The sequence below is a fragment of the Rhodoferax sp. RT4P68 genome (assembly GCF_056521305.1).
Map to the genome: position 1 here is coordinate 1 of NZ_JBWMBB010000029.1, position 15,531 is coordinate 15,531.

Genomic DNA, 15,531 nt, shown 5'->3' on the forward strand with positions numbered 1-15,531 from the left:
GGCCGTGACAGAAGCCAAGCTGCAAGGCATCTCGCCGTTCTGCCTGACGATCGATCGCCAGGCGGCAAGCTACCTGCCTGCCGTGTTCGGCCCGTACCACTACGCGTTGCTGGCCCGCCCCGAGTTGCTGCCAACCGCACTGCTCCAGTGGCTGCGTCGGCTGGCAGCCGCTTGAATTGGCGCAAGGACAACGCCACGGCCAGCTCGGCCCTTGCAGGCTTCACTGCCAAGCTCAACGCGATTGCCTACCCGATGCACAAGAGCTTCACGTGCGACCAAGGCAAAGAGATGAGTCACCACCGGCAACTGGCTGCCCCCCCGGCGTCGGGGTGTACTTCTGCGATCCGCATAGCCCTTGGCAGCGCGGCACCTGCGTGGACAACAACGGGCTGCTGCGTCGCTACCTGCCCAAGGGCACGGACCTGAGCGTGCACAGCCAGGACGATCTCGATGCCATGGCTGTCGCAGCAGACCCGGCCAACGGTGAGGCCCTGGTCGCGGATCATGCTAACCATTGCAGGTCGAAGGCCGCATCGAAAGCTCCTCGTGTTCTCTTGTCTGTCATGCTGGTATCGTCCCCGTTTGGGAATGGTCCCTAACAGGGGGTCCATTGAAATTGGACCATGACAACTTCGAGGCCCACGCCCCGACGCACGCCGAATGACAGCGAGCTCACCGCCGCCATGCGAACGTGGGTGCAGATCCACAAAAAGGTCACGTTCGTCGGGAGGGTGTCTGGTCGCGGCCCGCAAGGCTGGTGCGGATGACCTGCCCCCTGCCGGCCGAGGCAGACAGGAAACTGCACTGGACAGCGCGGAGCGGGACTGAGCGAACAAGCGTTAGGTCCACCAAAACGTCTAGGCTGTGAGTGCTCGCTGTCAGATTAGTTCTAGTGCTGTGCAGTAATGCACTGCGAGCCCCCGCAGTGCAGATGTGCCCGGCAGTATCATCAAATGTCGGCTTGGGCTACATGTTGAGAGATGTCCTTTCAGTGCGCCCGGGCGAACACAAAGCCAGTGCGCGGCAAAGCGCGCGGGCACACATCTCCAAAGGATTTCATGAAGTATTCAGTTTTGCTTGCAGCCCTAATGGCCTTGGGCCTGACCGCCTGCGAGCGCACCGTCGTGACTCCCGTAGCAGTCCCTGGCCCTGCCGGAGCAACTGGCGCGACGGGTGCCACTGGTTCGACGGGTTCAACTGGAACCACCGGCCCCACAGGCGCTGTCGGCCCGAGCGGCGGCGCGACAGGTGCCACCGGCGCGACGGGTGCGACCGGCGCGACGGGCAGTACCGGTTCGACAGGTTCAACCGGTACTACGGGTGCGACTGGCGCCACTGGTGACACGGGCAAGACCGGAAGCACCGTGGTGGTCGTTCCGGCCAAGTAAGTGCCCCTTGCGCGCCGCACGGCGTGCACAAAATGAGCCGCTGCCAGTAGTCAGGCTGGCGGCTTTTTTACGTGCGGCGCTCAAACCTACTCTGCTTGTCAATAAGCTAGGCTCTCACGCATTCGTGGTCTCGCCTCTGCCAGTCTTGCCCCAACTGCAGTAGTCAGGCGATTTCAGAAACGCCGATGGTTGGAGTGTCAGGCGGCGCGTTCCGCCCTAACCAGGACTAAGGAGAATAACCGGGGTAATTCTCGTCCATTAAGGCAGAACAACCCACGAATGGTCCCCCAAGCGATTGAACGCTCTTGGGCGCCTGCATGTCCAGGTGAGTTCGGCCAGCAAGCTCTTGAGCTTGCCGGAATCCCGCCTCGAATTCGCGCAGCTGCTTGGCGTCCGACGCCCGCATGCCGCCGAACTTCGAGCGGCCCTTTTAAATCGTCGCTTTCGAAACCCGCCCCTGCGCTAGATTTCGGCCACCGCCATGTCGCAAGGTCAGCAGACGCTTCGTCGCCCTCGGTAATCTCAATAGGAGACCGACGGTCTGGCATTGCCGTTCAGGCGGGCATCCACAAAGCAATGCACCGCGCGCAGTTCGTCGTCGAATGCGGTCATTAAGTCGCCTAGTGCCGTGCCACACGGGTTGCCGATGGCCGCTTCCTCGATATCGGCACAGATCTGCCCGAGTCGCGCAGCGCCGATGGACCGTGCCGCCGACTTCAGCTTGTGGGCGATGTCGGCCATGGCTTGGACCGCGCCCCCGGCCTGGGCCTGTGCGAGTTCCAGCGCCGATCGCACCATGTTCGCGCGAAAGGCCACCAACACCTCCCGCATCACCTGCGCGTCGTCACCGATGAGCTCGGCCAGCACGCCCAGGTCGGCCGGCGGTGCTTCCACAGCAGCGGGGGCCTGGGGGGGGCGGGCCTTCACGGTCAATGGCGGCGCCGGCCGCAGCCACCCGTCGATGGCGGCCTTCAACTGCGCCAGCGGCACAGGCTTGGTGAGGTAGCCGTCCATGCCCGCCTGGCGGCAGCGAAGTTCCTCATCGCGCAACGCGTTGGCGGTCACCGCGATGATGGGCAGGCGCGGCCCATCGCCTTGCTCGGCGCGCACCGCGGCGGCCAGCGTGTAGCCGTCCATGGCCGGCATGTGCAGGTCGGTCAGCAGCAGGGCGTGGCCACCGCGGCGCCACTGTCGCAGGGCCTCGACGCCATTGGCCACCATCTCGGAGCGGTAACCCAGCAGCGCGAGCTGCTTCGTGAGCACCTTCTGATTGATTTCGTTGTCTTCTGCGACCAGGATCAGCGGGTCATCGTCCGCTCGGCCCTGCAGATCGAGTGGCTTTGTGCGGCTGTCGCGTCGTGGCGGCGCTGCACTGTCGTCGCCGGTCGCTTCGAGCCCGGCTGCGATGGCCACGCCGCGCAAGAAGGCGGCCCGGCGCAGGCACTCGCCGTCCAGTCCTACCTGGTCGGGTTTGTGCTGGCGGGGCAGGTGGCGCCGACCGGTTTCGATGACGACGAAGGCCAGCAGCAGCCCGGGCCGCAGTGCCGCGACGTCACGGCAGGCCGCGAGCACCGTTTCCACGCCTCGCGGCGGGCTGGCGACCACGACGACACAGCGGCCCAGATCGACGCCACGCAGCCAGTCAAGGCCCGCGGCCAGCGTCGTAGCGGTATTCGCGTCGCACTCGGCATGGGCGAGGTAGCTGGCGAGGTCGGCCGCCTGGTCGGCCACCGGATCGGTCGCACCGAACAGCAGGCACGGCAGCCCGGCCAGCGATGCCGTGACCGTCGTTTCGGCGGCGATGTCGCCCGTGGTGGGCAAGCGCATCGGAAGGCGCACCGTAAATGTCGATCCATGGCCCTCCAGGCTGTGGACCGTGATGTCGCCGCCCATCGACGCCACCAGGCGCTGCGAGATGCTCAGCCCCAGCCCGGTGCCGCCAAAACGTCGGGTCGTGCTGTTGTCGGCCTGGGTAAAGGGCGAGAACAGGCGGCCCAGCATTGCGCTGTCCATGCCCACGCCGTTGTCGGTCACCACCAGGGCCAGCGTGTCGTCGTCGGCGCTGGCGTCGGCCGCGACGCGCAGCGCACGCAGCGACACTGATCCGGGACGCGTCGATCCGCTGCTGAACTTGATCGCGTTGCCTACCAGGTTGATCAACACCTGGCGCAGCCGCCCGGCGTCGCCCAGCATGCGCGGCGGCAGCCAAGGGTCGGCATAAACGCGCAGCGCCACACCCTGGCCATCGGACAGGGGACGCAAAGCATCGCAGACGCCTTCGACCACCGCGGCCAGGTCCATCGGCTCGCTGTGGATCTCGAACTGGCCGGCCTCGATCTTCGAGAAGTCGAGCACGTCGTCGACGATGTTCAGCAGGGCATAGGCCGACTCGCGGGCGGTCTTCACCATGTCGCGCTGGCTCGGCTCCAGGCGGGTCTCCTCGAGCACGTCGATCATGCCGATGACGCCATTCATTGGTGTTCGGATCTCGTGGCTCATCGTCGCCAGGAACGAAGACTTGGCTCGGTTGGCCTGCTCGGCGAGTTCACGCGCGTGCTCCAGATCAAGGGTCCGGCGGCGAACCCGTTCCTCGAGCCCGGCATTCAATTCGCGCAGCGCGTCCTGCTCGCGCCGGCGCTCGGTCACATCCATCACCACGCCGCTCTTGCGTGCAGGCCGGCCGGCGTCGTCGTACACGATCTCGCCGCGCTCGAATACGACGCGCTCCTCTCCGTCGGGGCGGCGAATGCGGTACTCGACTTCGAGCGACGCGCTCGGCGTCAATGGGGCGTCGTAAAGCGCCCGCATCCGGCAAGCGTCATCCGGATGCACGAAGGCGAAGAAGGCCTCGAAGGAATTGTCGAACCCGGCCGGCGCGACGCCGAAGATCCGATGGGTCTCGGCCGACCAGACCAGGTGCCGGGTCTGGACGTCGAGTTCCCAGACGCCCATCCCGGCAACCCGCTGCGCGTTGGCAAGCAAGGCATTCTGCCGGCGAAGGGCTTCCTGGATCTGCTGGCGCTTGCTGATGTCCTCGGAGACGCCAACCATCCCGATTGCGCTACCGTCGCGGTCGCGCAGCAACGCGACCGTCACGGCGGCCGAGAACTCCCCGCCGTCGCGACGGTGCGCCCGGAACTCTCCGCGCCACCCGGCCCCGTTTCGCAGGTGTGCGAGGACGTCCTCCGCCTGGAGGCGGCTTGCCTCTGGCGAGGCGATGTCGACAACGCTGCGCCCGAGCGCCTCCTCGCACGTCCATCCGTACAGGCTCTCGGCGAAGCGGTTCAGATACGTCACGTTGCCGTCCAGGTCGGTGGCGATCACCGCCTGGCCGATGCTGTCGAGCATGTGCGCTTGGGTTCGGATTTCATCCTGGGCATTGCGCTCGGCAGTGATGTCCCGCATCGCGACGACGGCGCCGGTTTTGCGGCCATCGGCGTCGTAGAGCGCCTGGCCTGTGGCGAGCAGTCGGCGCGAGGGGCCGATGGTGGGCACCAGCAGCAGTTCCGCATCGCGCACCGAGCCGTCGTGCAACGCGCGCAGCCAGGGCATCTGTCCGGGCAACATCGGCGTCCTGCCATCGGCGAGATACAGTGCGACGGGCTCGAGCCGGCTCGCCGATCCCGCGGGCTCGAACTCGCGCGCCCGGAAGTCCCGCACGGCCCGGTTGGACAGAGTGACCGACCCGTCCGCATCGCACGCGACGATGCCGTCAGTGACGTTCTCGATCAGCGCCGACAAGAACTCCTGCTGCCGGTGCAGCAACTCGGTTGCCCGCTTGCGCTGCGTGATGTCCCGCACGATGCCGTACACGCCGGCAGTCGCGCCGTCGACCAACAATGGCTGATAGTTCACATCCACCTCGACGCGCCGGCCGTCGCGGTGCACCCGGACCGACTCGAAGTGCACAGGTGCGCCGGCGAGCGCCTGCTGGAAGCGGGCTGCGCTCGCCGCCATGCACTCGGGCGGAACGAAGTGCAGGAAGTCCGTCGACAGCGCTTCCTCGGCGGTGTAGCCGATCAGGTCCAGGAAGGCATCGTTGGCGGAGACGATGCGGCCCGCGAGGTCGAGCGAATACACGCCATCGTTGTTCTGCTCGAAGAGCGAGCGGTAGCGCTGCTCGCTGTCCAGGAGCGCGCGATTGCTTTGGTCGATGTGCAGCTGCGCCTGTTTCAGTTCATCGATGTCGGTGCAGGTGCCGAACCATTTGACGATGGTGCCTGCGCTGTCGCGCAGTGGCAGGGCGCGCCCGAGCATCCAGTGGTAGACCCCATCGGCACGGCGCAGCCGGTACTCGATCTCGTACGGTTCGCCGCTCTCAGTGGCTTGGCGCCACCGCGCCGCGGCGCGTTCGCGATCTTCAGGGTGGAAAGCCGGATTCCAGCCGTGCCCGAGGCTCGCCTCGCGTGACAGGCCGGTGTAGTCCATCCAGTGTTGGTTGAAGTGGACATGCCAGCCGTCCGGGCGCGTCACCCAGACGATCTGCGGCATGGACTCGGCAAGGGTACGGAATTCGGCCGCGCTCTCCGCCATGGCCTGTGTGTTGCGCATGCGCTCGGTGACATCGCGCGTCGATCCGACGACGAAGTCGACGCGACCATCCGCGCCGAGCACCGGCGAGAAGATGTACTCGTACCAGCCCGGCACCCCGGCGGCGCCGGTGTAAGGGGTCTCCCCGGTGATGCTGGCCTTGGTCGCGACGACCTCGCGCAACTGCGCCTGCAACCGTGCCGCCAGCTCCGGTGGATAACCGATTTCGGCGAAGTTCCTGCCGACCACCTGCTCGAGGTCCATCTGCCACAAATCGAGCAAGGGCTGGTTGACGAACAGGAATCGCCCGTCGCGGTCGTAGATGTGCGCGAAATCCTGCATGGCGGCCAGAGCGCTCGTCAGCATGCGGTCGTGGCGCCGGGTCTGCTCGCTGAGCGCGTCGAGCGCCTCGGCAGCGCGCCGGCGCTCGCTGATGTCGGTCACGATGCCGGCCATGCGCAGCGGTTGACCAGCTTCGTCGAAGTAGCAGCGCCCCTTGTTCCACAACCAGTGCACCGATCCGTCGGCCCAAACCACGCGGAACTCGGCGTCGTAGGCCCCAGACCCGGACATCGCCTTGAGAAAGGCGGTGTCGATGCGCTCCCGGTCTTCGGGGTGGACATGCGCGAGGAAGCTGACGTAGTCCCAGTTCGGCGCGCCCTCGGCGTAGCCGAAGCACTGGTCATGACGCAGCGAATGGCGCGTGACGTTGGCACTCAGGTCCGTCTCCCAGTCGCCGATGGCCGCCGAATCGAGGGCGAATTCGAGCCGTTCCTCATGGGCCTGCAACGTGCGCTCGGCGTTGCGCTGGGCGGAAATGTCGCGCACGGTCATCAGCGAAGTCGGCTCTGCGCCTTCGTCGAGGAAGAGCACCGAGGACAGCTCGGCATCGAAGAGCTCGCCGTTCCCGCGGCGCAGGCGGATCTCGGCACAAGCGCTGCCGTTGCGCGCGCGCGCCCCGAGGGCGGCGGCAAGTCGCGGGTCGGCTGCGTCGGCGAGCGTTCGGTGCCCGCCTTCGCGCGAGCGTTCGAGCAGATCTGCCTCGGACATGCCGAACATCGCGCAGGCCGCTGCGTTGGCAGCCAGGAAGAACCCGTTCGGCCGCGTCAGCAGCGCAGCGTCCCCGCTGTGACTGAACAGGCGCCGAAACAGCGCCAGCGTGTCGCCGCAAGGCAGCACGTGGAGCGGCGCGTCGGGCATCAACTGGTCGAAGTCGTGGAGAGGGAGTTCGCCCGCCGCTCCAGGCGCAACGTCGGTCGTCCCCAGACCGCTACTGTCAGGCATGGTCGATCTTTTCGTATGGAAATTAGCGAGTGTCGGATGGCGATCTCGTCAAGAGGATACGTGCGCATACGTATGCGACACGACGCGCGCAAAGAGCACGGCTGCAGTGTCCGCTCTGGTGGGGGCCGGACAGCGTATTTTTTGGGGTTGGTCCGCATTATTTGCTCACAGGCGCATCGAGCTCGTGTCGGCATCCCACTCGCAGACCGAGCGGAACGCACAGATGGTGCAGGTCTCGCAGCGTGCCGCGAAGTTCGCGGAAACTTGTCCTGCAAGGATCGCGTGTCTGCGGTATGCCATCGACTCGATGTCCGCGCGATCCAGGAGTTCGACGCGATGGTGGACGCGCGCGGATTGCCGGTCAGGCTCCTCCACGGTCACGAATGCGTAAGGTGCGACGCGCTGTCCAGTCGCCATCTCGATCGCCAGCCGCAGTGCCGAAAGCTGGATGATGTCGGTCGCACGCGGCCGCGCATGCCAACGCGTCTTCAGTTCCACAAGCACCAGGTCGCCGTTGGCGATGCGGTACGCCCGATCCACCCGGGCAGTCAAACGCAACGGTCTGTCGGTACGGAAGTTGTGCTCCATGTAGACCAATGTGGCGTCCCGCAACTGTGCCGGCCGGGATGCTTTTTCCCGGCGGCCGCTGGCCCTTCGCATCCAGAGCCATCCCAGCGCGACACAGCCGGCCAACACTGCCAGGATCATCAGACCGTTCACGGCACGTCGCCTTCCAGCATGGCGCCGCGGCACGCGCCCGCCAACTGCCGCAGGATGGGGCGCAGCAGCGCAGAGCCCGCGGGCCAGCGCTCCAGCACACGACAGATCCGGGGTGCCAACCGGTAATAAAGCCGGACCAGTCCCCTGCCCCACCAACGCCGAAGCAGGACCGCGTCACGATAACGCCGCAGGGCCTGCGTCTCCGCCGCATCGGCGCCCAGCACATGCGAGGCGATGAAACAAGGCCGATCCTGCGCCGCGCGGCCTTCGGCAAGATATCTCGCATGCGCGGCATCGCCGCGCGCTCTGGCCTGCCGTTGCGCTGGCGTCGTGCGTTCACCCAGGCGGTCAGCGAGCAGCATGCGCATCTCGCAGTGGCCCATTTCCGCCAGCTGCGTTGCGCTGACCGCCCTCTCCCTGCCTCTGTTTTGCCTGCGCATCGCGGCCTCACTCGACCAGCGCGGGCGCGAAGACCGCATTGGTGAACATCGCCGCAGCGGGCACCGGCTCAACGCGCGGCTCAGGCGCGGCCGTCTGACCAGACAGCGCGAGCACGCCGTGCTGCGCGAGCAGTCCATCGTAGGCCAGTACGCGCACGCGGTTCACGCGCTTGGCGCCCTTCGGGAAGCGCACCAGCTCGTCGTAAAGCCGGGGGTTGTCCGCACGGCTCAGTTCGAACACCAGCCGGACGGGCTCCGGTAGATCCATCGCTCGGATGCTCATGCTGCTTCTCCTGGGCTGCGTTCGCGGCAGCCGGCCACCGCCGTCGTCGCATAGTTATGCCCCGCCAACTGAAACCCACGGACGTTGGCGAACAGGGGTTCCTTGACTTCATGGATGCGGTGCTTCGGGAACGCTTCCTTCACAGCCTTCCTGAACAGGAAGGCACCGCCACCGACCAGCACGATGTTCTGCAGGCTCTCCGGCGTTTCAATCCACTGGCGCATGGTGGAGACCGCCTGCTGCGCCACGCTTTCGGCCAACGGCAGGTGCTTCCTGATGTCGTAGGGCTTCTGGAAGATCTGCGGGGCCTTGCCGGTGCGCAGCGCCAGGTCGATCGCGTCGAAGTCCCGGTAGGGCGTGCCGATGTCCTTGGAGATCTCGTGCGCCAACAGCCGGAGCACGTCGGACATGCCCCGGTTGATCGAGCTCGACTGCTTCTGTACCAGGCGCATGCCGCGGGTAACCAGCCAGTCGAAGGTGCGCGCCCCGGGGTCGATGACCAAGCTCTGCTCCGCGCCAATCGTGGCCATCTTCTCGTGCGTCGCGGCGTAGTGCACGAGCGCGCCCTGCGGTTGCGCCACGGCCATGGCTTTCGCCACCGTGACAATCTTGCCGCCGCCCACCGGGTGCTTGCCGACCATCGCCTTCTCCAGCGCCAGCTTCTTGAGCCCCAACAGCGCCACCGGCAAGCCTAAGATGAGCAGATCGATGTGCGGCAGCTTCATCATGCTCAGCGCGCCGCGCAGCAGCGCCATGTACTCCGGCGACTCCGTGTAGTCGTCGTGCAGCTGCTTGGCGCGAAACGTGTCGGCGGCCAGCCCCACGTCGGGTCCCACCTCGTAGAACAGCGGGCCCACCGGGATGCTCACGGTCCGTCGTCGCTCGCCCGCGGACCAGTCCGGCCCCTCGCCGCTGGACGGATACGCGACCGAGGGGAAGCTGGCGCAACGGATCTCCGCGCCGGCGACGCCCAGAACATATTTGGTGTTGCCGGATCCGACATCCACCGCTCGAACGATCAGTTCCATGGCCATGCTCCTTGGTTGCAGACGGGAGATCAGCATCGGCAATCGTTTGCGGTTCGGCCAGCCGCATCGCGCGCTGTTTCCGGGGGTTATTGCCACCAGCCGTTCTCTGGTGCATTTCCCGCGACGTCTGGCCATCAGCCCAGTGTGATGAGCTCCTTGTTCCGCGACGCGCTGACCGGATCTCCGTGGCCAGGATCACACTGCAGCGTGCCTCGTCAAGGCAGCGTGCGGCGACAGGCTGCGGCCTGCAATCCCGCGTCGCATCTGGCTCTGGCGCACCGTTCGGGACCAGAGGCCGCAGTTCCCACTGTCAAGCCCGCATGCAGCCTCGATTTCGTGCGCATCGGAGCACCAGATCCCCCCAAGCACGTCGCCGCGCCTTGTCAAATGCCCGCGAGAACGCCCGCCCATGCGGTCCCGTTGGCACGCCTGCCGTTGACATCAAGCCCTCTTTCGTCATCCACTACAGACTCCTCCGGGCCAATCGTTGGCCCAGCTCCATCGCGGAGCACCAGGCGTCGCAGTCGTTACCTGCCTTCAAGCCCCGGCCCCGAGCCGGTGTGGTGGCCATGCCCGACATGGCTGCCCCGATGACCTGTCGTAGAGCCTCTGTCCCGAATCTTGACGGCCGCTAGGCCAGGCGCTCCAGAAGCGCGTTCAGGACCGCGATCCTGGCGAACGGCCACCCGATGCCCGTTCCCGATCCGTCATCAACCCGAGCATGCGTATGACACGCACCAGGCGGTCGTGTTGGCCCCCATGGGGCTCCCTGCCTGTTTCGCTCAAGCGCTCGACACCGCCCTGGACTTCGGTCAAGGGGTGGCCCCATGCGAGCGGATGACGCTACGCACGAGAACCGATCCACCGCCGGCGCACGGCCAAGAGCTTCGCGCCGACGCGCAGGCCGCCCCGAGCGGCGGCGCGTCAACACCCCCCGTGGTCGCAGAAATGCGCAGCGAGGACGGATCACCCGGTTTCATTTTTAAGACTGACCGAGCCGGTGGCTGCCTGGGCAGCACGGCGAACCGAATGGGGACACCGGCGCGTACGTGGTCGCGCGCCGGGCGTGGGCGCCAGGACCATCGGCCACAGTGGGTGATGGAATCGATCCGCTGCGGCTGCGCCCGTCGATTCCTGTGGGTACGCCCCTTCCATGGCGCACCGACGCCCTCAAGGAGATGCCCATGTCCGCTCTCGCCCCAACGCCGCCGCGCGCGACGATCCACGCCCGCCGCCTGCCCGGCACCGAGCCGCCCCGTCGCCAGGGCACCGCCGCCCTGACGCCCCAACAGGTGCTGGCCCGCTACCAGCCGGGCAAAGCCGATCCGCTGCAGGTGCTGGACGTACTCATCGCGCTGTACAACGCGCAGCACACGGCCCGCGAAAAGACGGTCTCGCACAAGACCCGCAGCGAGCGCGCCCGCTTCCTGCGACAGTTTTTCCGCGACTTGCGGACCAAGGCCGGCTTCGTCACCGTGCCCGACCCGCGCAACCTGGCGCACAAGCACCTGCAGGCCATGGTGGACATCTGGCAACGCGAACGCATGGCGCCGGCCACGTTGCAGACGTACCTGAGCTTTCTGCGCGGCCTGGCGGGCTGGCTGGACAAGCCCGGCCTGGTGCGCAAGCCCGCGCACTACGGCCTGCGCCCCGAGGCCTATCAACGCCGGGAGATCGCGCAGTGCGACAAGAGTTGGAAGGCCCACGGCCTGGACCCTGAGGCCGTGATCGCGCAGATCACGGCCTTCGATCCGCGCATCGGCGCGTGCCTGCGCGTCATGCACACGTTGGCGCTGCGGCGCAAGGAGTCGCTGATGTTCCGCCCGCGCGACCACGTGGTGCCGTTTGCGCAGACCGGCCTGCCCGCCGAGTTGCGCAAGGCGGAGGCCTATGTGTGGATCAAGGGGAAAGGTGGCCGCGTGCGCTGGGTGGCGGTGGAAACGGATGCGCAGCGGCAGGCCATTGCATTGGCCCGCGCGCAGGTCACCAGCCCCGACGGCCACCTGGGCGACCCGGCGCGCGACCTCAAGCGCAACCTGCGGCGGATGGACTACGTCCTGGAAAAGTTCGGCATCACCCGGCGTCAGGCCGGGGCGACCGGCCATGGTCTGCGCCATGGCAACTTCCATGAACTCTACGAGGACGTTGCTGGCGCGCCCTCCCCGGTCCGTGGCGGTGGCGCGGTGCCGAAGGCGCTGGACCGCGCGGCGCGGCTGGCCGTCTCCGAACGCGCAGGCCATGCCAGAGCCAGGGCGGCAGCGCCATACATCGGATCGGCACGACGCCCTGCGACGCCGCCCGACAGCGGCGCCGATCGCCACGTGGGATGAGCCATCGCGCGGCGGAAACAGGATCGGCGGGCGCTCGGGCCGTGCGGCGCCTTACGCGGTAGAAGTCAGCGCGAGCGACGCGCAACCTGCAGCACGATGCTACCCGGCGATGGAGTTGGTGGCCGCACCCATCCTCACGCGCTTCGATTTTTTCCGCATCGACAACGACCGTGCTCGACGGTGTTGCAGAGCGTCGTTCTGGCTTCATCTCGGGCTGCTCTTCTTTCCCGCTCGCGCGCGCCTGCAGGCGGCCTTGATCGAGATTGCGTCGCCAGACCACGACCTGGTTGGGATTGCGGATGTCATAGTGCGCCGCGACCTGACGGCTGGAAAGCTGTTCGCGATCCTGATGAGCCAGCACCTGCAGATTGAACTGCGCACTGTACGCGCTGCGCTTGGGGCGCAAGCCGTCGATGCCGTGCAGACGGTAGTGGCTCACCCACAAGCGGACCTTCTCCTCGGGAATCGACCACCGCCGAGCTAAGAGCTTCGCGCCGCCTTCGCCTGCCAAGAAGCTCTGGACCACTTCCAGCTTGAACTCCGTTTCGTACTTCCTCATGAAACCCCTTGAAGTTCGTCCAACTTCTGGGGGTCAGTTCAAACCCGGGGCGGTTCAGTTCGTTCTTGATGTGAAGGCCAAGCGCGTCGGTTTGTGGGCATGAACTTGGGCCAGCTGATCGCCATAGGTGTCGGTCATGACCAACCTGCGGCCGGAGCACGCTTGAAGAAGCTCTTCCATGGGGATCCCGGGCAGATTGAACCGCACCGGGTGAGGAGGCTCAACACTCTGAGAGGATTGAGCCATGAGCAAGTCGAACAAGTTCTCGCCCGAGGTGCGTGGGCGCGCGGTGAGGATGGTGCAGGAGCACCGAGGGGGAGTACCCGTCGCTGTGGGCGGCCATCGAGTCCATCGCCCCCAAGATTGGCTGCGTGCCGCAGACGCTGAACGAATGCGTCAAGCGCGCAGAGGTCGATGCTGGCGTGCGGGACGGCGTGACGACGAGCGAGGTCCAGCGCGTGAAGGACCTCGAACGCGAAGTGCGCGAGCTGCGCCGGGCCAACGAGATACTGAAGCTGGCCAGCGCTTTTTTCGCCCAGGCGGAGCTCGACCGCCGACTGAAGTCGTGAAGACCTTCAATGACAATCACCGCGATGCCTTCGGGGTCGAGCCGCTCTGCAAGGTTTTGCAGGTTGCCCCGTCAGCCTATCGGCGCCATGCTGCGCTGCTGCGCCAGCCCCACAGGCGCTGTGCCCGAGCCAAGCGCGACGAGACACTGATGCCGCAGATTGCGTCTGGCAGGCCAACATGCAGGTCTACGGTGCCGACAAGGTGTGGCGACAACTGGCGCGAGAAGGCGTCGTCGTGACCCGCTGCACGGTCAAGAGACTTGATGCGCAGCATGGGGCTGCGCGGCGTTCATCTATCCTGTCCTGTATAGGCGCGCGTACGATCCGCGCCATGTGATCCCACTACGAAGGCGTCAGCGATCCGAATCGGTTGGCCGAAAACTGCGGCGTCCTGCTGCCGGCCGGGGTGAAGTTCGATGTCTGGCCGGGTTACGGGTTACGAGTCGGTCTTCATCCGCCGGCCCAAGGAGGGGGGCTCGGGCGACGAGGCGGTGCCGGCGCGCGAGGCGATGGCTGGCGCCGTCGGCCTGGTGCCGCACTGGACCCGAGCCGCCGACGCCAAGCTGGCACTGGTGGCCGCGCGCCGCACTTACAACGCGCGCACGGAGACGGTGCGTGAGAAGCCCAGCGTCCGCGACGCCTGGCGCCGGGGGCAGCATTGCACCATCGCGGCCGAGGCGATCTACGAGCCCGACTGGCACAGCGGCAAGGCGATCCCAACGCGCATCAGCCGCGCCGACGGCAAGCCCATGAGCATCGCCGGGCTGTGGACCGGCTGGAAGGCGCCAGACGGCAACGTGCTGCGCAGCTTCACGATACTGACGGTCAACGCGGACAGCCATGCGCTGATGCAGAACTTCCATCGTCTTGAGGACGAGAAACGCATGGTCATGATCCTGCCCGAACGGGAATACGACGCCTGGCTGGACGCGCCGCCTGAGAAGAGCATGGACTTCATGCGGCAATACCCGGCCGAGCTGCTGGTGGCTGTGGCAGCGCCGCTGCAGCCGAAGGCGAAGCGGGCGCTGTACAAGCACCCGCAGGTCGTTGGGCACGGGTTTGCCGCAACGTGCGGGCAGGACGGGCGGCGGCGCAAACAATCACGTCGGTGGCCATCCAGAAAGTGCAAGCGGGACGCTGGCCGAAATATGGCGCGGGTTGTCCCTGGCCCGTGTGGACAACATTGGGGAGAACCGCAGGGAGATCGCCGTGGATCGTTGCTGGGCGCGGGTTGCGCTGCGATGCCTACGGAACAGGCACGCCCCCCAAAAGCAGCGACGCGTCCATCTGGAGCCGGCGGCGGCCGAAGTCATGCATTGCGGCACTACACCTCCGGTGATCAGAGCCGGATGACGGCCGGCACCGCACCCCTGCCACCCAATTCACCCAGCGTCCGGCTTCAGCGCCTCGTACCACGTTGCATAAACTGTGCTCTTGACCGCGTGGCGCTTGTAATCGGGCGTGCCATCGGTCCACCATGGCGGCCCACGTTCGCCCAGTCCACGCTTGCCCATCTCAACCTGCGCGCGGGCTGCGGCTCGGCCGTTCGCCGTCACGGTGCCAACCCACGCAGTCGCCGGCGCCCTTTCTCGAACAGGCCCAGCGGCGCGGGTGGCGCGCTGGATGTCGGTTTGCACACCTTCGCCGCAGGGATGCGGTGGCCAGAGCGCGGTGATCACCCAGCCGAAGCAGCGCCACCGCGGCGGGCCGGGTGGCACGGCTTCGGTTCCATCGCAGCCGATACTGCCAGCGCCGTCCTCTTGTCGTCGTCAGGGCCGGTGGCCCTATCGTCAGTGCATCGCCCGGACGCGGCGACGGTGCGCCAGGTACCAGGCCGCCGGCACCACCAACATGCTGAGCAGCGGCGCCGTGACCATGCCGCCCACCATCGGCGCGGCGATCCGCGTCATGACCTCCGAGCCGGTGCCCTGCCCCAGCAGGATGGGCAGCAAGCCGGCCATGACAACGGCCACGGTCATGGCCTTGGGTCGCACGCGCAGCACCGCGCCTTCGCGTATGGCTGCGAGCAAGGTCTGTTCGTCGTCCCGTGCGCCGGCTGCCAAGCGTTGCGCGTGCGCATTCTTCAGATAGACCAGCATCACCACCCCAAACTCTGCCGCCAGGCCGGCCAGCGCGATGAACCCCACCGCCGTCGCGACGGAGACGGCATGCCCCATCGCCCAGACCAGCCAAAAGCCGCCCACAAGTGAAAACGGCACGGCAACCATCACCAGCAGCGCATCGCCGGCCGAGCGGAACAGCAGGTACAGCATTGCGAAGATAAGCCCCAGCGTGGCCGGCACGACCACGCGCAAACGTTCGGTGGCGCGCTCCAGATACTCGAACTGGCCCGACCACGACACCGCGTACCCCGCCGGCAGCGCCACCTGGCTGGCCACG

9 protein-coding genes, 4 pseudogenes and 1 other annotated feature are annotated in these 15,531 nt (G+C 66.7%); of the genes and pseudogenes, 6 read left to right on the forward strand and 7 right to left on the reverse strand.

Annotated elements, in window-relative coordinates:
* Positions 1-189: 189 nt before the first annotated feature.
* Positions 190-599: pseudogene (locus tag AC099J_RS31020) on the forward strand (IS30 family transposase); the annotation flags it as partial.
* Between the two features lie 1,311 nt (positions 600-1,910).
* Here the strand turns inward: AC099J_RS31020 and AC099J_RS31025 are convergent.
* The 5 genes from AC099J_RS31025 to AC099J_RS31045 all read right to left on the reverse strand — a co-directional run bounded on the left by AC099J_RS31025 (position 1,911) and on the right by AC099J_RS31045 (position 9,673).
* On the reverse strand, positions 1,911-7,202 hold the full coding sequence (locus tag AC099J_RS31025) for a PAS domain-containing hybrid sensor histidine kinase/response regulator (protein WP_479619170.1): 5,292 nt from the start codon (positions 7,200-7,202) through the stop codon (positions 1,911-1,913).
* A gap of 165 nt (positions 7,203-7,367) precedes the next feature.
* A complete protein-coding gene (locus AC099J_RS31030) occupies positions 7,368-7,922 on the reverse strand; it encodes a PD-(D/E)XK nuclease family protein (protein WP_479619171.1) in 555 nt (184 codons plus the stop codon).
* Positions 7,919-8,284 (reverse strand): CFI-box-CTERM domain-containing protein, encoded by a 366-nt coding sequence (locus AC099J_RS31035; RefSeq protein ID WP_479619172.1) that lies wholly within the window; start codon positions 8,282-8,284, stop codon positions 7,919-7,921. The genes AC099J_RS31030 and AC099J_RS31035 overlap by 4 nt, the downstream gene beginning before the upstream one ends.
* 85 nt (positions 8,285-8,369) lie before the next feature.
* Complete coding sequence (locus AC099J_RS31040) at positions 8,370-8,645, reverse strand: hypothetical protein (RefSeq protein ID WP_479619173.1); 276 nt, start codon at positions 8,643-8,645, stop codon at positions 8,370-8,372.
* A complete protein-coding gene (locus AC099J_RS31045; RefSeq protein ID WP_479619174.1) occupies positions 8,642-9,673 on the reverse strand; it encodes a PRTRC system protein D in 1,032 nt (343 codons plus the stop codon). Before AC099J_RS31045 ends, AC099J_RS31040 begins: the two co-directional genes overlap by 4 nt.
* On the opposite strand from AC099J_RS31045, the gene AC099J_RS31050 reads away from it, so the two are divergent.
* The 3 genes from AC099J_RS31050 (at position 9,672) to AC099J_RS31060 (ending at position 12,487) form a co-directional block, all read left to right on the forward strand.
* Positions 9,672-9,821 carry a hypothetical protein gene (locus AC099J_RS31050; RefSeq protein WP_479619175.1) on the forward strand — a complete coding sequence of 50 codons (150 nt, stop codon included), beginning with the start codon at positions 9,672-9,674 and terminating at the stop codon, positions 9,819-9,821. The genes AC099J_RS31045 and AC099J_RS31050 overlap by 2 nt on opposite strands.
* A gap of 1,036 nt (positions 9,822-10,857) precedes the next feature.
* Entirely contained in the window at positions 10,858-12,003 is a 1,146-nt protein-coding gene (locus AC099J_RS31055) for a phage integrase N-terminal domain-containing protein (protein WP_479619176.1), read from the forward strand.
* A 118-nt stretch (positions 12,004-12,121) separates the two neighbouring features.
* Entirely contained in the window at positions 12,122-12,487 is a 366-nt protein-coding gene (locus AC099J_RS31060) for a hypothetical protein (RefSeq protein ID WP_479619178.1), read from the forward strand.
* On the opposite strand, the pseudogene AC099J_RS31065 reads toward AC099J_RS31060, so the two are convergent.
* A pseudogene (locus AC099J_RS31065) lies at positions 12,455-12,562 on the reverse strand (hypothetical protein); the annotation flags it as partial. The gene AC099J_RS31060 and the pseudogene AC099J_RS31065 sit on opposite strands and share 33 nt — an antisense overlap.
* Before the next feature lie 244 nt (positions 12,563-12,806).
* Between AC099J_RS31065 and AC099J_RS31070 the strand changes: the two are divergent.
* Together AC099J_RS31070 and AC099J_RS31075 are read left to right on the forward strand one after the other, a co-directional pair.
* Positions 12,807-13,421, forward strand: a pseudogene (locus AC099J_RS31070) (IS3 family transposase); the annotation flags it as partial.
* Positions 13,086-13,202: a sequence feature (AL1L pseudoknot), on the forward strand. It overlaps the preceding pseudogene by 117 nt.
* 219 nt (positions 13,422-13,640) lie before the next feature.
* Positions 13,641-14,054: pseudogene (locus AC099J_RS31075) on the forward strand (SOS response-associated peptidase); the annotation flags it as partial.
* A gap of 867 nt (positions 14,055-14,921) precedes the next feature.
* On the opposite strand, the gene AC099J_RS31080 reads toward AC099J_RS31075, so the two are convergent.
* The coding region (locus tag AC099J_RS31080) for an efflux RND transporter permease subunit (RefSeq protein ID WP_479619177.1) at positions 14,922-15,531 on the reverse strand (610 nt) is incomplete at its 5' end.

Excerpts from the sequence above, each read along its gene's own strand:
- AC099J_RS31055 (WP_479619176.1), top strand. The coding sequence starts at position 10,858 with ATGTCCGCTCTCGCCCCAACGCCGCCGCGCGCGACGATCCACGCCCGC.
- AC099J_RS31050 (WP_479619175.1), top strand. The coding sequence starts at position 9,672 with ATGGCCATGCTCCTTGGTTGCAGACGGGAGATCAGCATCGGCAATCGT.
- AC099J_RS31035 (WP_479619172.1), bottom strand. The coding sequence starts at position 8,284 with ATGCTGCTCGCTGACCGCCTGGGTGAACGCACGACGCCAGCGCAACGG.
- AC099J_RS31040 (WP_479619173.1), bottom strand. The coding sequence starts at position 8,645 with ATGAGCATCCGAGCGATGGATCTACCGGAGCCCGTCCGGCTGGTGTTC.
- AC099J_RS31045 (WP_479619174.1), bottom strand. The coding sequence starts at position 9,673 with ATGGAACTGATCGTTCGAGCGGTGGATGTCGGATCCGGCAACACCAAA.
- AC099J_RS31025 (WP_479619170.1), bottom strand. The coding sequence starts at position 7,202 with ATGCCTGACAGTAGCGGTCTGGGGACGACCGACGTTGCGCCTGGAGCG.